16 protein-coding genes are annotated in these 18144 nt (G+C 67.7%); 6 read left to right on the top strand and 10 right to left on the bottom strand.

The genetic code is table 11. The features are described from left to right. Positions 1 to 16: 16 nt before the first annotated feature. Both BGO46_RS01160 and BGO46_RS01155 read left to right on the top strand, forming a co-directional pair. Entirely contained in the window at positions 17 to 1960 is a 1944-nt protein-coding gene (locus BGO46_RS01160; protein WP_292674479.1) for a rhamnan synthesis F family protein, read from the top strand. Continuing rightward, complete coding sequence (locus tag BGO46_RS01155) at positions 1957 to 3852, top strand: rhamnan synthesis F family protein (protein ID WP_292674481.1); 1896 nt, start codon at positions 1957 to 1959, stop codon at positions 3850 to 3852. Before BGO46_RS01160 ends, BGO46_RS01155 begins: the two co-directional genes overlap by 4 nt. On the opposite strand, the gene BGO46_RS01150 is transcribed toward BGO46_RS01155, so the two are convergent. The 3 genes from BGO46_RS01150 to BGO46_RS01140 are packed head-to-tail and all read right to left on the bottom strand — an operon-like array spanning position 3853 to position 7004. Further along, positions 3853 to 4836 (bottom strand): glycosyltransferase domain-containing protein, encoded by a 984-nt coding sequence (locus BGO46_RS01150; RefSeq protein WP_292674483.1) that lies wholly within the window; start codon positions 4834 to 4836, stop codon positions 3853 to 3855. It abuts the gene before it with no gap. Between the two features lie 28 nt (positions 4837 to 4864). Continuing rightward, positions 4865 to 6076, bottom strand: coding sequence for an ABC transporter ATP-binding protein (locus BGO46_RS01145; protein WP_292674485.1), 1212 nt, complete (start codon positions 6074 to 6076; stop codon positions 4865 to 4867). Position 6077: 1 nt separating this feature from the next. Continuing rightward, complete coding sequence (locus BGO46_RS01140; protein WP_292674488.1) at positions 6078 to 7004, bottom strand: ABC transporter permease; 927 nt, start codon at positions 7002 to 7004, stop codon at positions 6078 to 6080. A 118-nt stretch (positions 7005 to 7122) separates the two neighbouring features. Here BGO46_RS01140 and BGO46_RS01135 point away from each other — a divergent pair, with 118 nt between their 5' ends. Next, positions 7123 to 7980 carry a glycosyltransferase family 2 protein gene (locus tag BGO46_RS01135; RefSeq protein ID WP_292674491.1) on the top strand — a complete coding sequence of 286 codons (858 nt, stop codon included), beginning with the start codon at positions 7123 to 7125 and terminating at the stop codon, positions 7978 to 7980. On the opposite strand, the gene BGO46_RS01130 is transcribed toward BGO46_RS01135, so the two are convergent. Beyond that, positions 7940 to 9421, bottom strand: a complete 1482-nt coding sequence (locus BGO46_RS01130) for a DUF2142 domain-containing protein (RefSeq protein WP_292674495.1) — start codon at positions 9419 to 9421, stop codon at positions 7940 to 7942. The genes BGO46_RS01135 and BGO46_RS01130 overlap by 41 nt on opposite strands. Before the next feature lie 103 nt (positions 9422 to 9524). Here BGO46_RS01130 and BGO46_RS01125 point away from each other — a divergent pair, with 103 nt between their 5' ends. From BGO46_RS01125 to BGO46_RS01115, 3 genes are read left to right on the top strand one after another with little or no spacing between them, the layout of a single operon-like run. After that, positions 9525 to 10256 (top strand): glycosyltransferase family 2 protein, encoded by a 732-nt coding sequence (locus BGO46_RS01125; protein WP_292674498.1) that lies wholly within the window; start codon positions 9525 to 9527, stop codon positions 10254 to 10256. Beyond that, a complete protein-coding gene (locus BGO46_RS01120) occupies positions 10253 to 10636 on the top strand; it encodes a DUF2304 domain-containing protein (RefSeq protein WP_292674500.1) in 384 nt (127 codons plus the stop codon). The genes BGO46_RS01125 and BGO46_RS01120 overlap by 4 nt, the downstream gene beginning before the upstream one ends. Further along, positions 10620 to 11864 carry a hypothetical protein gene (locus BGO46_RS01115; RefSeq protein WP_292674502.1) on the top strand — a complete coding sequence of 415 codons (1245 nt, stop codon included), beginning with the start codon at positions 10620 to 10622 and terminating at the stop codon, positions 11862 to 11864. The genes BGO46_RS01120 and BGO46_RS01115 overlap by 17 nt, the downstream gene beginning before the upstream one ends. Here the strand turns inward: BGO46_RS01115 and BGO46_RS01110 are convergent. From BGO46_RS01110 to BGO46_RS01085, 6 genes are read right to left on the bottom strand one after another with little or no spacing between them, the layout of a single operon-like run. Beyond that, positions 11861 to 12778: an NAD-dependent epimerase/dehydratase family protein gene (locus BGO46_RS01110; protein WP_292674504.1), complete on the bottom strand. Its 918-nt coding sequence runs from the start codon at positions 12776 to 12778 to the stop codon at positions 11861 to 11863. The genes BGO46_RS01115 and BGO46_RS01110 overlap by 4 nt on opposite strands. Positions 12779 to 12780: 2 nt before the next feature. Continuing rightward, positions 12781 to 13776, bottom strand: a complete 996-nt coding sequence (locus BGO46_RS01105) for a GDP-mannose 4,6-dehydratase (RefSeq protein ID WP_292674505.1) — start codon at positions 13774 to 13776, stop codon at positions 12781 to 12783. A 57-nt stretch (positions 13777 to 13833) separates the two neighbouring features. Then, complete coding sequence (locus BGO46_RS01100) at positions 13834 to 14931, bottom strand: glycosyltransferase family 1 protein (RefSeq protein WP_292674508.1); 1098 nt, start codon at positions 14929 to 14931, stop codon at positions 13834 to 13836. Positions 14932 to 14941: 10 nt separating this feature from the next. Then, complete coding sequence (locus BGO46_RS01095) at positions 14942 to 16033, bottom strand: acyltransferase (RefSeq protein ID WP_292674511.1); 1092 nt, start codon at positions 16031 to 16033, stop codon at positions 14942 to 14944. Beyond that, on the bottom strand, positions 16033 to 17169 hold the full coding sequence (locus tag BGO46_RS01090) for an NAD-dependent epimerase/dehydratase family protein (protein ID WP_292674514.1): 1137 nt from the start codon (positions 17167 to 17169) through the stop codon (positions 16033 to 16035). Before BGO46_RS01090 ends, BGO46_RS01095 begins: the two co-directional genes overlap by 1 nt. 45 nt (positions 17170 to 17214) lie before the next feature. After that, positions 17215 to 18105, bottom strand: a complete 891-nt coding sequence (locus BGO46_RS01085) for a glycosyltransferase (RefSeq protein ID WP_292674517.1) — start codon at positions 18103 to 18105, stop codon at positions 17215 to 17217. Positions 18106 to 18144 lie beyond the last annotated feature (39 nt).

The following is an 18144-nucleotide window of genomic DNA, read 5'->3' as shown; positions in this document are numbered from 1 at the left end:
GGAGACGGGAACGGCGATGACAGACGAGAGCGCGCAGCTGCCTGCACCGTCGCCCGTTGCTCCCCCCGCGCCCTTCGCTCAGGATGGTCGCCGTCTCGTCGTCTACGTCGTGTATGACCGGCGTGGTGAGCTCGACCCCTTCGTCGAACATGCGCTGCGCGGGTTGCGCGAGTACAGCTCGCACATCCTCGCGGTCGTCAACGGCTCGCTCAGTGACGAGGCCCGCACGAGGCTGGCGGCGGTGTCGGACGACATCCTGGTGCGCTCGAACCGCGGGTATGACATCTGGGCACACAAAGAGGGCATGGCGCACGTGGGCGATCTGTCGGGCTTCGACGAGGTCATCCTCGCCAACGACACGTGGTTCGGACCGGTGCGCCCGTTCGGCCCCGTCTTCGATCGTATGGATGCCACGCGGGTGCACCTGTGGGGCATGACCGACCACGCCGAGCAGATTCCCAACCCGTTCACCGGGGACGGACGGCTGCCGTGGCATCTGCAGTCGTTCTGGCTGGCCGCGCGCCCGGAGCTCTTCCTCAGCGCGGACTGGGAGGCATATTGGCGTGATCTGCCGGCCATGGACCGGTACGAGGATGCCGTGCTGCTGCACGAGACGATCTTCACGGAGCACTTCACGTCGCGCGGCTACACGGCCCTTGCCGCGTATCCGTGCGCGGACTATCCGACCGATCACCCGGCGCTGTTCAACGCCGATCTGCTGCTCGCCGACGGCTGCCCTCTGTTGAAGCGGCGCCCGTTCTTCCACTACCCCCCGTTCCTCGACCGGCACGCGGTGATCGGCCGCGAGCTCATCCGGGCGGTCGAGGAGTACGGCTACCCCGTAGAGCTCGTCTGGCAGAACCTGGCGCGCAATGTGCCGCCGCGCACACTCAACGCCGATGCGGGCATGCTCGAGGTACTGCCTGAGGTCGACGTCGCCTACGACGAGGCTCGACCGCAGCGCATCGCGGCGATCGTGAACGTGGTGCACGAGGCGATGGCCGATGAGCTGCTGGACCGCATCGGCTACCTGCCCGACCCCGTGGACGTCTTCGTCACGACACCGGTCGCGGGTCTCGTCGACGGGCTGCGCGAGCGGCTCGCGGCCCGGGAAGGGGCCCGATACGCGAATGCTGACGTCCGGCTTGTGCCGACGCGTCGCGGCCGGCACATGAGCGCCTTCCTCATCGGATGCGCCGATGTGCTCGTCCCGGGCCGTTACGACCTGATCGTCAAGATCCACTCGAAGCGGTCGCGCAGCAAGCCCTACAACGTGAGTCGCTACTTCGCTCGACACCAGATCGAGAACCTGCTCAGCTCGCCCGGGTACGTCCGCAACCTTCTGGCGCTGTTCCAGCGCGAACAGGGGCTCGGTGTCGTCTTCCCGCCGACGATGCACATCGGGTTGCCCATGCTGGGCTCGGGCTGGTCGTCGTACCGAAAGCGGGTCGAGGCACTTCTGTCGGGGCTCGGCGTACGTGTGCCCATCGACGAGGTGTCGCCACTCGCGCCGATGGGTGGAATGTGGATCGCGCGCCCCGAGGCGATGAGGTTGCTGACGGAGCATTCGTGGAGCTACGGCGACTACCGCACGGATCCCACCTACCCCGAGGCGCGGCTGGCGGCGGCGCAGGAGCGCTCGATCGCGTATATCGCGGGGGAGGGCGGCTATCACTGCCGCACCGTTCTCAACGCCGAGCACGCCGCGATCAGTCACACCGCGCTTGAGTTCGGCCTCGATCAGCTCTCGTCGACCACTCCGGGGTATCCCATCGAACAGATCCAGTTCTTGCACCGTGCCGGCTGGATGTCGCACGGCGGAGCCGTTCCGCTCACCATGATGTACCTGCGGATGAACCATCCGAGGGTGGTGCGGGTCGTCGACCCGCTCTACCGCACCGCACGGGGGTCCGTGCTGTGGGCGAAGTCTGTCCTCTCGCGACTGCGAGGTCGGCGATGAGCGCGCAGACAGCGGCCGTTGCGTTCCCGGCAGCGGGCCGACGCGTCATCAGCTACGCCGTCTGGGACCGCCGCGGCGAGATCGAGGATTTCGTCCCGCACGCGCTCGCGGGGCTGCGGGCACACGCGGAGCGCATCATCGTGGTCGTCAACGGCGAGCTCTCCGAGGGGGGCCGGGCCACGCTTTCGCGTGTGAGCGACGAGATCATCGTGCGCGAGAACACCGGCTTCGACATCGGTGGGCACCAAGCGGTGCTTGCACACCTCGGCGACGAGCTCGATCAATACGACGAGATCGTGCTGTGCAACGACACGTGGTTCGGCCCGGTGCGCCCGTTCGCGCCGGTGTTCGAGCGGATGGATGCCCGGGAGCTCGACTTCTGGGGGATGACCGACCACCCGCGCCTCGAGCCCAACCCGTTCACCGGATCGGGGGTGCTGCCCGAGCATCTGCAGTCGTTCTGGATCGCCGTGCGCCGCCGCATGCACCAGTCGCCGCAGTGGCGGGACTACTGGGCGCAGTTGCCGGTGTTCTCGAGCTACGAAGACGCCGTTCAACAGCACGAGGTCGTGTTCACACAGTCGTTCCGTGACGGCGGCTTCACGGCTGAGGCGGCCTTCGGGCACGCTGACTACCCGAGCGACCATGCCGCGCTGTTCAACGCGGATCTGCTGCTGCGCGACGGTTGTCCTCTACTGAAGCGCCGTCCGTTCTTCCACTTCCCGCCGTTCCTGAACCGTCACGCCGTCATCGACACGTGGACGTTGCGGGCGGTGCGCGAATACGGGTACCCGACCGAGCTCATCCTGCGAAACCTCTCCCGCACCGTGGAACCGAAGGTCGTGAACACGAACCTGGCGCTGCACGACGTGCTGCCCGAGGTCGACGTGTCGTACGACGCCGCCGCGCCGCTGCGGATCGTCGCGATCCTGCACATCTTCTACGTCGAGATGACCGACGCGATGCTCGACCTCGTCGACACGCTTCCCGGCGCCTACGATCTCGTCGTCACGACGCAGGACGAGCAGCGCGCGCAGGCCATCCGCGAGATCATCGCCGCCAGGCCTCGCGACGGTCGATCAGTCGACGTGCGGGTGCTGGCATCGAACGACGGGCGTGACCAGAGCGCCTTCCTCGTCGCCTGTCGCGACATCCTCCTGTCCGGCGACTACGACCTCGTGGTCAAACTCCACTCGAAGAAGACGCCACAGGACGGGTTCGCGATCGGTCGCCACTTCGCCGATCAGCAGTTCCGCAACCTTCTGAACAGCCCTGGCTACACGGCCAACCTGCTGGCGCTGTTCCAGCGCGAGCCGGGCCTCGGCCTCGTCTACCCCCCGATGATCCACATCGGCTACCCGACGATGGGGCGGGGCTGGTGGTCGAACAAGCCGGGGTTCGCGCAGTGGTGCGAACGCCTGGGCATCCAGGTGCCTCTCGATGAGATCTCGCCGCTGGCACCGTACGGGTCGATGTACATCGCCCGGCCCGAAGCGCTCCGCCTGCTCGTCGAACACGCGTGGCGGTACGACGACTTCGGCGGCGTCGAGGCGTACCAGGACGGTGGACTGGCGCACATCCTCGAGCGGATGCCGTCGTACGCGGCCGGCGAACTCGGCTACCACACCCGCACGGTGTCCACGGCGGAGTACATGTCCATCAGTCACACCTCGATGGAGTTCAACCTCGACCAGATGTCGGCGACGACTCCCGGCGACCTCACCGATCGCGTGCTGCTGATCAAACGCGCCGGTTACGTCGGTGAGGGCCGACTGCGCGACTTCGTCCGCATGTACTTCGGACTGCACCCGCGCGTGGGGAGGCGACTGGGCTGGCTCATCGATCCGCACAGCCGCTTCGGCCGCGTGGTCGGCCGGTTCCGGCGGAGCTGATCAGCCTCGATCGCGTTTCGGCCGCACGAGCCCCTTGAGCGATCGCAGGAAGTTGGCGGATGCCCCCGTGACACCCTGCGTCGAATGCCAGCGCTCGCGCCACTGTATGGTCTCGCGCGCACACTCTTCGGCCCGCATGCGATCTTCCTCACCCTGGGCCGCCCGCTCCCGCAGGACGCCCAAGGTCTCGGCCAGGTCTGCAACGCCGCCGATTCCGAGTGCAGTCAGCTGCGTCTCCACTTCGCTGAGCTGACGCCTGGCGCGACGGAGCTCGGCCAGGAGCGGCCCGGACCCGTACGGGCTGGCCTTTCCCAGCGAGACCTTGCGCCCCTCGATGGCAGGCCACTGATGCAGGTCGGAGGCGAAGTTGTCCAGCGGCACCCGTCGCGTGGCAAGCCGTGTGCGCGCGATAGCGACGTTGACCGACAACTGGTCGCGGCGTGAGAATCGCAGCACGTGATCGAACCACAGCCGCATCGTCTCGGCGACGGCGGGGGTGCGTCGGCGCACCATGATCGCCGTCCACAGGGGCTTCTGCGTCAGCGCATCGGGGTCGGAGACGGAGTACGACAGCAGCTGCTCATGCACGCGCGCGCGATCGTCGTAATTGAGACGGATGACCTCATCGAACTCGTCGAGCACCTGCTCGCGGAAGCTGTGCAACGGGAGGGCGAGGTCGACGTCATCGGTCAACCACGCGGCGACGATCTGCTCGGGAGCGGCACGCAGCAGCACCGATGCGTCGATGCACAGTGTCACGTCGTACTCGTCGAGCGCAGGATGCCCGAGGATCTTCAGCGAGCGGGCACTGCGGACGATATCGGTGGGGTAGCGCGGTTCGACGTGCTCGATGCGCCAGGTGTCGCTGGCGAGTTCGGGGTCGTCAGTGAAGCAGATGAAGTCGGCGTCGCTGTCGGCGGCGACCGCCTGGTCGAGCAGCTGGTCGTAGGAGCCGAGCAGATACGTGTAGACGCAGATCCTCACCGGGGGTTCCTTCGGGTGCGGGTGGGCGTCACGCTTCGGAGACGTGGGCCTCTGAGTAGACCGTACCGGTTTGCGTCTCGGCGTAAGGAATTGAGAAGGTCGCGCCCTGCCAGAGGACGTCCAGCGTCGTGCCCTCAGCGTCTGCGACCGACGCGTTGACGAAGTACGAACCTCCCGCCAACGCGACACGCGGCAGGACGTAGACGGCGGTCGCCTCGCCCGCAGCGTGCGGGCCGTGCGGGGCGTCAAGTCGGCGCGACCCCGTACCGAAGACTTGCTGACCGTGTGGCGTGTCGATGCTGACGGAGGTGTTCCAGGCCGCCACCTGCTCGGGCAGGCGCACGTGCACTTCGATCGTCAGCTCGTCGCCTGGCGCGATGACGGTGTCATCGGTGTCGCCGGGGCGCAGTGTGATTCCTGTGACGGTCGGTGTCATGACCGGTGCGGTTGGTACCTCGTCGTGGACGACCAGCTCGCGGCGGCGGCCTTCCAAGATGTCGCGGTGCACTTTGGTGGCATCCGCGGCACTGCCGACGAACGCGATGGCGCCATCGTGAAGGACAACACCCTCGTCGCAGACCTCCATCACCTGAGCGGCCGAGTGCGAGACCAGGATGATGGTGCGCCCGTCGTGCTGGAACTCGCGGATCTTGTCCATGCACTTGCGCTGGAAGGCCTCGTCTCCGACGGCGAGCACCTCGTCCACGAGGAGGATGTCGGGGTCGGTGTGAACGGCGACGGCGAAAGCGAGTCGCACGTACATGCCGGAGGAGTAGAACTTCACCTGCGTGTCGATGAAATCGCCGATCTCCGAGAACGCGACGATGCTGTCGAACTGCGCGTCCGTCTCTTCACGTGAGAGGCCGAGGATCGCGGCGTTGAGGTACACGTTGTCGCGTCCGGAGAGATCGGGGTGGAAGCCGGCACCGAGTTCGAGCAGCGCCGCGAGACGTCCGCGGCGCAGCACGCGACCGCTGGAGGGCTCGATGATCCCGCCGATCGTCTTCAGCAGCGTGCTCTTTCCGGATCCATTCGGGCCCATGAGGCCGATCGTCGTGCCTGCGTTGATGGTGAGCGACACGTTCTTGAGTGAGTCGAACACCTCGCTGTGCGCTTTGCCGCGCCGCCCCAGGGTGACGATCCGCTCTTTGAGCGAGTTGTCCTTGCGGATGGCGAAGTGCTTGGACACGTCGTCGATCACGACGACGGCGGGGGTGGCGAGGGGCTCAGAGATGGTCATGTCACAGCTCCTGCGCGAAGTTGCCCTGCAGCTTGGCGAACGCGCGGTGGCACAGCCACAGCACGACGAGGCCGATGAGCGCGGCGATGCCCATGCGCAGCAGCAGGTCGGCGGGATAGTCGGCGGGGCTGCCCGATACCCAGAATGCGCGGTGGAACCCCAGCACAGCGAGAGTCAGCGGGCTCGAGGTGTAGACGTCGATCGCCCACTCGGGCATCCAGGTGATGCGCTCGAGCGTGTCGCGCACCATCGTCCATCCGTAGACGATGGGCGAAGACCACAGCGCCAGCATGAGCACGATCTGCGACAGGTACTGCATGTCGCGCAGGTACACGTTCAGTGCGCCCAGCAGCAGGCCCAGCGCCGTGGCGTAGATGAGCACGAGCACGATCGAGGGGATGGCGTAGAGCAGACCGAAGCTCAGCGGCGGGGCGCCCAGGACGAAGCACGCGATCACGAGCACGACGACCTGCATCGCGAACGTGAAGCTCGCCGAGCCGATCGAGGCGAGCGGGAAGACCTCACGCGGTACGTAGACCTTCTTCACGAGACCCGCGTTGGTCACGATGGATGCCGTGGCACCCGACACCGACTCGTTGAACAGCACGTAGATCGTGAGTCCCGAGAAGATGTAGAGCGCGAAATCAGGGATGCCCCCCGAGCGGGCGGCGCCGAGGAACTGGCCCATCACCACGTAGTAGACGATGAGCTGGATGATCGGGTTGATGAGCGTCCACAGCAGGCCGAGCGCACTGTCTTTGTAGCGCGACGTGATGTCGCGGCGCACGAGCAGCCCGAGCAACTGGCGATGCGCGAGGATCTCTCGGATCGACGCGAAAGACCCCAGGAATCCGGTGCGCCGAGAGACGGTGGCGACCAGTGGCGCCGCGGCGAGCCTCTCGAATCGCTGCGTGGTGCTTTCGCTCACCCGTTCCTCAACTTCGTCGCATGGACAAACAGCGTCCCACTATACAGCGGCACATCTGACCGAACCCTGCGGGCTCGGCCGGGGGAGCGGCAAGCGCGCCGGGTAGGATCGCTTCCTGATGTCCGTTCCTTCCCGCCCGCTCGTCGCCGGTGTCGTCCTCGCCTATCGGCCCGACGAGTCGATCGTCGTGAACGTGCGTGCCCTGCTCGCCCAGGTCGACGCGGTGTACGTCGTCGACAACTCCCCGGAGGTGCCGAGCGAGCCGATGCAGACGCTCGCGAACGAGCCCGGCGTCGTGATCCTTGCGCAAGACGGCAATGTCGGAGTCGCCGCGGGGTTCAATGCGGGGATGCGTGCCGGCCTTGCCGCCGGCGCGGACTTCGTGTGGATCTTCGATCAGGACAGCACCGTGACGCCCGGCATGTGCGAGCACCTGGTCGCCGCCTCCGTCGCGCTGGGCGATCAGGCCGGGGTCGTCGGCCCGGCGCTGCGTTCGCATGCGACGGGCATCGTGTACCGGCGTGAGACCGGCACCGGAGCGCGCGAAGTCGACATGCTGATCAGCTCGGGCTCGCTCTTCTCGCGAGCCCTGCTTCAGCGCATCGGTCTGCATGACGAGCCGTTGTTCATCGACTATGTCGATCACGACATCACGCTGCGGGCCCGCCACGCGGGTATGCACAATCTCAAGGTGTATGACGCGCTGCTGGAGCACCGCTTCGGTGACTCCGACCCGGTGCGCCTGTTCGGGCGGCCGGTTTACCTCTCGAACTACTCTCCACAGCGCCAGTACTACATGGCGCGCAATCGCATGATCGTGATCCGCAGGTTCGGGTTCGGCCGCTGGTTCTGGGACGATCTCTGGTTCACGACCAAGGCGTGGGTGAAGGTGCTGCTGTGCGAGAAGGACCGCCCGGCGAAGATCCGCGCGTTCTTCAGGGGATGGCGGGACGGGCTGCGGTATCGCCCGCTGTGAGCGCCCCGCGTTCCTTCGCGAACCACAGCAGGGTCAGCACTCCCGCGAACGCGACGACCCCCACAATCCACACGAACATCGGTGAAGGGGCGCCCGCCCACCACCATCGCGCACCCTGGCCGGGGTCAAGGCCCGGGTCGTCGAGTCCCGTCGTGTAGCGGCGCATGTTCTGGTGCAACGAGAACGCGACGGCGATGGTCAGCGCGGAAGCCGCGACCCCATAGCGAGCGCCGTCCCACGCGCGTTCCGCATCGCTGCGCAGGCTTGCCACTCCGAGCAGGATGACCAGCAGCGGAAGGACGTAGCGCGGCTGGACCATCGAGCCCACGGTCGCATTGGTCTGCGCAAGCAGCACGAAGGGCACGAGCCATGCCGCCGCGCCGGCGATGATGAACGCCGTCATGCGTCGCGGTGTCGCGCCGCGCAACCCGACGAAGATCGCGCCGGTGAACACCGCGGTCGCGGCGAACCAGACGACGGCGGGGAGAGGCGTGTCGAGCCAGCCGAGATTCCACTGACCGAAGGCGCCGGTCCACAGCAGCGGGATGTTCAGCAGGTTCGCCACGTGCGCCGACAGGTTCAGCGGCGGCGCGGAGGGATCGAGGCCCGTGACGGCCGCGCCGCTCTGACCTGCCGAGAAGTACAGCGCCAGACTCAGCACGAGGATCGCGGCGCCTGTGCCGAGTGCGATGAGCTGACGACGCACGCCGCGCACGCCGAGCCACAACCCGACGGCGGCACCGAAGACCGCGAAGATCGCGGCATCGGCCCGGGCACCGGCACCGACGAGGGTGGCGAGCACGGCGAGAGCGGCGAGCACGACGCGACGCCGACCCGTCGTGAGTGTCGTGCCGTACACCGTGACCCAGACAGCGGCGGCCGAGACGATCGCCCACGACGAGGGGTTGTTGGAGCCGAGGATGAACAACCCGAGGGGCACGACGGTGCCGATCACGGAGATGAGCTGCGCGGGCCTCAGCGCTCGAGGCAGGGCGTGGAAGGTGGCGGTGAGCAGACCGATGAGGAATGCCGCGCTGACGCCCCGCATCACGAGGACGGAGACCTGGACGTCAGGGCTTGCGAATATGCTCATCGCGGCATAGAAGAACTTCGGGTAGAGGCCGTCGGCGTTGGCGCGCTCGGCGACGGCCATTCCCGGCTGACCCGGCTTCCAGCAGCTCGCGTCCCTGTCGGGGTGGAAGGCGTAGCAGGTGGCGTGCACGATCGGTGCGGGCACCGCACGTGCCGGGCTGTTGTCGACCGCTTCGCACAGTCCCGGGCGCTCTCCCAGCCCGCACCAGATCGCCGCGAGATGGAAATCGTCGTCGGGCGATGACCCCACCGGCGATGAGAATGACCATGCCATCACGGCGATCCACGCGAGGACGGGGATGCCGAGGAGGGTGAGCCAGCGCCGTGCCGTCGTCGCGCGTTGTGCCATTCGGTCATCGTAGCCCGGCACGGTCGCCGCGCACGGCCACGCCGAACGGTTCGCACCGCGTGCCGGGCGGGCAACGGCGGCGCACTGGGTAGGATGACTGATTGTGGCGCAGCAGACCGGGGGAGTATTGGTCATCGTGCCCGCGTGGAATGAAGAGCGCAACGTCGGCAACACGGTGCGCGAGATCCTCGAGACCGATCCCGCCTACTCCGTCGTCGTCGTCGATGACGGATCGACCGACGACACCGCGCGCGTCGCCCGCGAGGCCGGCGCCCGGGTCATCCCGTTGCCGTTCAACATGGGCGTCGGCGGCGCGATGCGCACCGGATTCACGTACGCGCAGCGGCACGGCTATGCGAGGGCGATCCAAGTGGATGCCGATGGGCAGCACAACCCTCGCGACATCGCGGCCGTTCTGTCGGGCCTCGAGCACGCCGACATCTCCATCGGCGCCCGCTTCGCCGACGTCGGCCAGTACGAGGCGAAGGGGCCGCGACGCTGGGCCATGGTCTTCCTCGCCGGCGTGCTGTCGCGGGTCGCGAAGACGCGGCTGACGGATGTCACGAGTGGGTTCCGCGCCGCCAATCAGCGCGCGATCGACCAGTACGTGCGCTACTACCCGGCCGAGTACCTCGGCGACACCGTCGACTCGCTGGTCAGCGCTATCCACTCCGGACTCACGGTCACGCAGGTGCCCGTTGCGATGAGGCCGCGCGTGCACGGCAAGCCGAGTCAGAGCCCCGTCGGGGCCTCGATCTATCTGTTGCGATCGGTGTTCGCCCTGTCGCTCGCGCTCATGCGCGGAAGTCGAGTCCGGTCGGAGGTGAGCGCGTGATCGTCCTGGCTGGAATCTCGTTGGCGGTGATCGTCCTCGTCATCATCGTCTCGCTGCTGCTGCGGCGCCAGCTGCGCGAGAAGTATGCGACGCTGTGGATCGTCATCGGCTTGGTGATCCTGGTGCTGGCGATCTTCCCGGGCCTGCTGCTCTGGCTCTCTGATGCGCTGGGCGTCGAAGTGCCCTCCAACCTCATCTTCGCCCTGGCGCTCGTTCTGCTGATCGGTGTCGCGCTGCACTTGTCGTGGGAGCTCTCGCTCGCCGAAGACGAGGTGCGCCGCGTCGCGGAGGATGTCGCGATCCTGCGCGCCGACGTGGAGGACCTGCGGCGTCAGGCCGGCGGCACGGCCGGCGCAGACTCTGATGACGGCGAAGGCTGAGTCGGCCGCAGCAGGTCTGCGCAGCATTCTGCTCGCGACCGCTGTTGCGGGCGCTCTCGGCTACGTCATCCAGCTCGCCGCCCCGGCACTCATCGCCGATGATGCGTCCTACGTCACCTTCTCGGTGTACTGGTCGACGTTGTACCTGTGCGTCGCTGCGCTCTCGGGCGTGCAGCAGGAGGTCACCCGCGCGGCCCGACCCGTGACCGACGAGCCGCCGACCGCCGTGCTGCGGCAGTTCACCCTCATCATGGTGGGCATCGTCGTGGCCGTCGTCGCCGTGCTCGCGCTGTTGTTCGGCGAGTCGATCCTGCCCGGACCCACGCTGATGCTGGCCGGCGCGCTGAGCCTGGGTGTGGTCGGTTACCTGATGATCGCGGTGCTCAGCGGTGTGCTGTACGGGCTGCGCCTGTGGTCGGCGGTCGCGTGGATCACGGTGCTCGACGTCGGCATCCGTACGCTTCTCGTCCTCGGCGGGCTCGTCGCGGGGTGGGCGCCGGAATGGATCGCCCTCGCGGTGTCGCTGCCGTTCGGCATCGCGTTCCTGATCGTGTGGCTGTGGATCCGTGGGCGCGTCGTCGGGGCTTTCCGACTCGATGTACCGCTGCGTCGCCTGCTCGCGCACGTCGGCGGCACGGTCGTCGCGGCGGCCGCCATGGGTGTCATGATGAACGGGCTGCCGATGCTGCTCGGCATCACGACGGGTGCGTCGGACACGGCAGCACTGGCCGGACTGATCCTGGCGATCACGGTGACGCGGGCTCCCATCGTCGTGCCGCTGCTGGCGCTGCAGAGCTACCTGATCTCGCTGCTGCGGGGTGGCGGTGCCGTCACGCGGCGGCGCGTGCTGATCGCACTCGGCATCGCCCTCGTCGCCGTGATCGCGCTCAGCGGCGCCGCGGCAGCCCTCGGGCCGTGGGCGATCGGTTTCGTCTCGAGCGGTCGATCCGACGTGGATGCCGCCATGATGGCCACCATCACGGCGGGGGCGGGCCTCGTGGCGATGATGTGCGTGACGGGCCCGGCGCTGCTGTCAGCGCGGCGACACGCTCCGTACGTGGCCGGTTGGGTCGTCGCGGCGGCACTGACGATCGTGTGTCTGCTGCTGCCGGTGGGCTTGGAGTCCCGGGTCGCGCTCACTCTCCTCGTGCCGCCGGCGGTCGGGGTCGTGGTGCACGTCGCCGCGATCTGGTGGGCTCGGGAGCCGAGCGTCGAAGCGGCCGGCTAAGAAGCCGCGACGAAGTCGCGGATCGAGCTTGTCCAGTCCCGGCTCGGAGCCCAGCCGAACTCGTCGCGCAAGCGCTGGGCTGATCCCGTGATGCGCGCAGGATCGCCGGGTCGAAGGCGCGACGGATCGATCTCGAGCGGTGGGACGGCCACGCCGAGCGCACCGGCGATGACCTCGAGCACCTCGCGGCCGGTGCGGCTGACGCCGGAAGCCACGTTGTACACAGCGTGGCTGTGTGCCGCCGCGCCCGCCAGCGTGAGATAGGCGGCGGCGACGTCGCGGACGTCGGTGTAGTCGCGCGCCGTGTCGAGGTTGCCGACCGTGAGTGACCCGCCCGGCGTGAGCGTCCGCAGGGCGCGCGCCAGGTCGGGCACCAGGAAGCCGAGACCTTGGCCCGGGCCGATGTGGTTGAACGGGCGCATCACGACGGTGTCGAGTCCACGGTGGGCGTAGTACTCCGCCTGTCGCTCGACGAGCAGTTTGGCGACCGCGTAGGGCGATCCGGCGTACGTCGTGGCGGTCTCGTCGACGGGGCGATCCGCAGCGCTGGAGTGGTACACCGACCCTGAGCTGACGACGACCACGCGGGCGCCGGGCGAGTTCTGCAGCAGGCTCTCGCACATCGCCGTCATGATCGCGCTGTTGACTTCGATGTAGCGCTGCGGCTGCGCGAACGACGGGCCGACGGCGGCAAGGCCGGCCAAGTGCACGACCGCGTCGACCCTCTCGTCGACGGGCCACTCGCCGGCCAGGTCGGCGCCGATGTAGCGATCGGCGAGCGCGGTGATCTGCTGCGGCGCCGCATCCTCGCGTCCGACGGCGACCACACGCCAGCTGGCGTCACGCGCCTGGCGTACGACGTGGGTGCCGACGAACCCGCTGGCGCCGGTGACGACGAGAGTGCGGCTCGGCACGATCAGACTGCGGCGGACTGCACGGCGAGGTCGTGCGCCACCATGCGGTTCACGAGCCCGGGGAAGTCGACGTCACGATGCCACCCGAGCACCGACTCGGCCTTCGACGGGTCGCCGAGCAGGATGTCGACCTCGGCGGGGCGCAGCTGCGCGGCATCCTGCCGCACGTACGGCTGCCAGTCGTCGACACCGATCTCGGCGAAGGCGAGGGTCAGGAACTCCTCGATCGAGTGGGTCTCGCCGGTGGCCAGGACGAAGTCGTCGGGCTCGCCATGCTGCAGCATCTGCCACATGCCGCGCACGTAGTCGCCGGCGTAGCCCCAGTCACGCTTGGGCCACAGGTTGCCCAGATTGATGTGGCTCTGCGTGCCGAGCTTGATGCGCGCGACGGCGTCGGTGATCTTGCGGGTCACGAACTCCTTGCCGCGACGTTCGCCCTCGTGATTGAACAGGATGCCGCACGAGACGAACATCCCGTAGCTCTCGCGATAGTTCTTGGCGATCCAGTGGCCGTACAGCTTCGCGACGCCGTAGGGGCTGCGCGGGTGGAAGAGCGAGTCTTCCGTGTACCCGTTGCCGGGGCGGTTGTAGTCGAGCCCGCCGAACATCTCGCTGGTGGATGCCTGGTAGAAGCGCGTGCGCTCAGAGCGACCCGTGATGCGCACGGCTTCGAGCAGGTTGAGCACGCCCTTGCCGGTGACATCGGCGGTCAGGGTGGGGTTCGCGAACGAGAAGCCGACGTGGCTCACCGCGGCGAGGTTGTAGACCTCGTCAGGGTCGGAGCGCTCGACGGCGCGCACGAGCGATGCCGGATCGGTCAGATCACCCTCGATGAGGGTCAGGTCGGGGAACTCGGCCTCGACGACGGCGCGGCGGGGATTGTTCTGACCGCGCACGAGGCCGTAGACGTCGTAGCCTTCGGCGATCAGCAGCTCGGCGAGGTGTCCGCCGTCCTGTCCGGTCACACCGGTGATCAGTGCACGCTTCTGGTCTGCCATGTCATCCTTCTTTGGTAACGGGCGCATCGCGCCCCCTGTCATGTCGGAGGGTACCGGTCACGCACCGGTGAGCACACGCTCGAAGACGGTGAGCGTCTCGCGCGCGGTGCGATCCCACGTGAACTTCTGCTCTTGCAGGTGGCCTTCTGCGCTCATCTGTGCCTGCAACGCCGGGTCGGCGACGACGTCGTCGATCACGGAGGCCAGCGCTTGATCATTCTGCGGCGCGAAGTAGCGCGCGGCGTCGCCGCCGACGTAGCGGTGCACGTCGATGTCGCTCAGCAGGACGGGCACGCCCGCACTCATCGCCTCGAGCGCGGGCAGCGAGAAGCCCTCCGCGAGTGAGGGGATGGCAAGGGCGGTGGCCGTCGAGTAGAGGTGCGCGACCTCGTCGTCGTCGACCCACCCGCGCAGCTCGACCCAGTCCGCGACCCCGAGCTCGTCGACGAGCGGGGCAAGCGGGTCATCGCCGCGGCCGCCGGTGATGACGACGCGGGGGCGACGCTCGGGGGGCAGCAGCGCGATCGCGCGCGGCAGCGAGCCCCAGTTCTTGTGCGGCCGCCGATTGCCCATCGCGAGGATCATCGGGCCTTCGCTGCCTGCGAGCGAGCGGTCGACCCCCTGGGGGTGTCCGCCGGCAAGCGGCACGACGTCGATCCGTTCCGGGTCGATGTGGAGGTACTTGACGATCTCGGAGGCTGATCCGGGGCTGTCGGTGATGATGCGTCGGGCGTTGCGCGAGACGATCCGCTCCATCCACTTCACCGGCTCGGTGTACAGGGGCGTCGTCATGAAGTCGGGATGACTCCAATAGAGCATGTCGTGCATCGTCACCACGTGTGGCATCGTCGTGCGACGGGGGCCGAGTGTCGCGGGCGAGTGGACGAGATCCGCGCTCTCGCGGCGGGCCGCGCGAGCGACCGAGACGAGCTCGCCCCACGCCCACACGAAGCGGTTCTCACCGCTGATGCCCGAATCGATCGCGCGACCGGGGAACCAGCTGCGATCCAGGGCGTAGCCCTCGCGGCTGAAGAACCCCACGAACTCCCAGTCGGGGGCGAGCGTGCCCAGGCGACGGTACAGTTCGCGGGTGTAGACCTCCATGCCGCCCTTGGTGCCCGTGTACGACAGCAGATCGACCAAGACGCGGGGCATGCCGACCATTCTAGTTCGCGGTCGTGGTCTGCTTCGTTCCGGAGAACGTGCGCAGATGAGCGCGCGTCGCCCGCATGATCGGGCGTTCGACCAGCAGCCAGCTCGCGACGGCGAACACCAGGGTCGCCACGACGTTGACGATCATGAACACCCAGACGCCGGCCCGAGCCGCACCGAGCAGCACGAGCAGCTGCGCGGTGGGCCAGGCATAGATGTAGAAGCCGTACGAGACGTCGTGCGTGGCGATGAGCTTCGGCTGACGGATGACGGTGCTCAGCCACAGCAGGCCGTAGGCGAGCAGCGGAGATGCGAGCTGACCGCCGAACCCGGGTACGACCACGATGATCACGAGCGCTCCTGCGAGGCTCGCGATGCCGATCTGCGTGCGCAGCCCCCAGCGTTCGAACGCGATGAACGCGACGACCCCGCCGAGGAAGAACGGCAACAGCTTGAACAGCAGCGTGAAGTCGGCCGCGAGCCCCAGCCGCCCCCAGAATCCTGCTGTCGCGTAGATGCCGACGGCGACGACCCACAGGGCGATCGGGAACCACACCGTGCGCCGGAACCACGGCAGGAAACCCAGCGTCCAGACGATGATGTAGCAGAAGAACTCGAAGTAGAGCGTCCACAGCGAGCCGTTCCACGCCCCGGGGTAGGGAACGGTCTGCAACGTCCACGAGACGGTGTACGAGCTCACCTCGAGACCGAGGTTGCCCCAGATGTACTGCAGCGGAGTGACCGGCGTCGTGAGGAAGCCGTCGAGGTTGCCCCGCTCGAGCAGGCCGGCCAGCGGTGCGAACACGAGAGCGGTCACGACGATGACGACGAGGAACGCGGGGTAGATCCGGGCGATGCGGTGCACCAGGAACTCGCCGGGGGAGTGCCGCATGCGGCTGCCCATGATCAGGAACCCGCTCAGCACGAAGAAGCCGGCGACAGCCCACCCACCGAGGTTCTCGCCGTGCAGCATCGGCCCGGTGCCGTTGCCGGTGATGTAGAACGCGTGCGCGAACAGCACCGCCGCCGCGAGGATCAGCCGGAAGAGGTTGAGGCTGTTGTTCCGATGGGGGAAGGCGCGGGCGGAGACCGTCGCAGTGACCATTACTTGAGCAGGCTCCGCTCGGCCATCTCTTTGAGTGAACGCTCGTAGCCGCTCTCTTCGACGGGCTCCTCGAGCACCCACTCGACGAAGCGTGTGACGCCCGTGCGGAAGTCGGTGCGCGGCGAGTAGCCCAGCGCGTCGGCGAGCACCGTGGTGTCGGCGACGTTGTGTCGGATGTCGCCGAGTCGGTAGTTGCCGGTCACGGTGGTCGGGACCTCGGTGCCGAAGGCGGTGAACAGGGCATCCACGACCTCGTTGACTGTCGTCGCGACACCTGAGCCGACGTTGATCGTGCGCCCGGCTGCGGCCGGCAGCGTCGAGGCCAGGAAGGTGGACTCGACGACGTCGTCGATGTACACGAAGTCGCGGCTCTCGAGCCCGTCCTCGAAGATGTTGATCGGCTTGCCCTGGCGAATGAGGGTCGAGAAGATCGACAGGATGCCGGTGTAGGGGTTCTTCAGCGACTGCCCCGGCCCGTACACGTTCTGGTAGCGAAGCGACACCGGTTCGATGCCGATCGTCGGCGCGACGGTCATGATGAGCGATTCCTGCATCTGCTTCGTGATTCCGTACACGCTCGACGGGTGCAGCTTCGCCGACTCGTCGGTCGGGACGAGCGTGAGCTCGCCTTCGCCGGGCGCGTGCACGTCGAAGTCGCCGGCGGCCATGTCGGCGTCGGCGCGATGTGACGGGTACACGAGGCGGCCGTCGTCGGTGCGGTAGGCGCCCTCGCCGTAGATCGACCGCGACGAGGCGATCACGAGGCGCCCCACGGTGTGGGACTCGTTCGCGAGCAGGTCGAGCAGCTTGGCGGTGCCGCCGACGTTGGCTTCGACGTAGCGGTCGATCTCGTACATGGACTGGCCGGTGCCGGTCTCGGCGGCCAGGTGGACGACGATCTGCGCGCCCTGCAGTGCGCGGCGCAGGTCGTCGACCGAGGTGACGGTGCCCTCGATCACCGTCGCGATGCCGTCGAGTGAGCGCAGCAGCGGCGATGTGGTCTGTGGGTCGTCGCCGTGCACCTGCGGGATGAGCGAGTCGAGCACGGTCACCGTGTGTCCGGCGTCGACGAAGCGCCGCGCGAGTCGAGTGCCGATGAACCCTGCGCCGCCGGTGATGAGCACGTGCTCAGGCATGAATGGTCTCCTGGGTGGTGTGCGCCGCCGCGGGAGACTCCCGGGCTAGAGGGCGAAAATGTGAGCCAGCGTCGATTCTAGTCCGTCGCGTGTTCCCGACCGCAGGACGCCGGGCAGTTCGGTGACGGCGTGCAGACGCGACATGAGGCGGATCCGCGCCGTCAGTGCCGTGCGGCGCCATCCCTTCGCGCCGGCGAGCTGCCGGGCCTGCGCGTAGTAGCTGCGCTCATCGCGGAAGCGTCTGCCGTCGAGCAGGGTCTTCTGTGAGGCGCTGCCGCCGTGACGACGATACGAGAAGGCGACGGTCGGGTTGTAGGCCAGGGTGCCGCCGTCGAACGCGATGTCCATCAGCAGGGCGAGGTCTTGGATGATCGGAAGACCCTCGCGGAAGTCGATGCGCTTGAGCGTCTCGGTGCGGAAGGTGAGTGACGGCCAGTAGAGCCAGTCGCCGCGGATGAGGCTTGTCGCCATCTGCTCGCCTGTGAGCACGGCGACGCCGGTGCCACGGCGCGGCGCGAGCAGGCGCTGCTTGACCCGGTCGACGAGGGGTGACACGACGGCGCTGTGCTCGTCGATGACGATGACGCCGGGCTGGATGACGTCGGCGTGCGGCACCGCCGCGACGGTCCGGCGGATCACGTCGAGATAGTCGGGGTGGAGGAGGTCATCGCAGCCGAGGATCACGATGTGCTCGGTGGTTGCCCGGCGGATCGCCTCGCGGTAGTTCTCGGTGATCCCGAGGTTGACCTCATTGCGCACGTACTCGATGCGCGGATCGTCGATCGCGGCGAAATGAGCGGGGACGCTGTCATCGGGATAGCAGTCGTCGATGACGATGAGGCGCCAGTCAGCGTCGCGCTGGGCGCGCACCGACTCCACGGTGTCGTAGAGGAGCCCGGGGTCGCCCCAGAAGGGCACGAAAATCTCGATGGTCATAGCCTGTCCAGGCTACGCGAGATGGCTCGCATGACAGAC

This window comes from Microbacterium sp. 70-16 (assembly GCF_001898315.1).
Lineage (GTDB): Bacteria > Actinomycetota > Actinomycetes > Actinomycetales > Microbacteriaceae > Microbacterium.
Note: the sequence above shows the minus strand (reverse complement) of the source record. Positions and strands in the feature narration are given on the sequence as shown.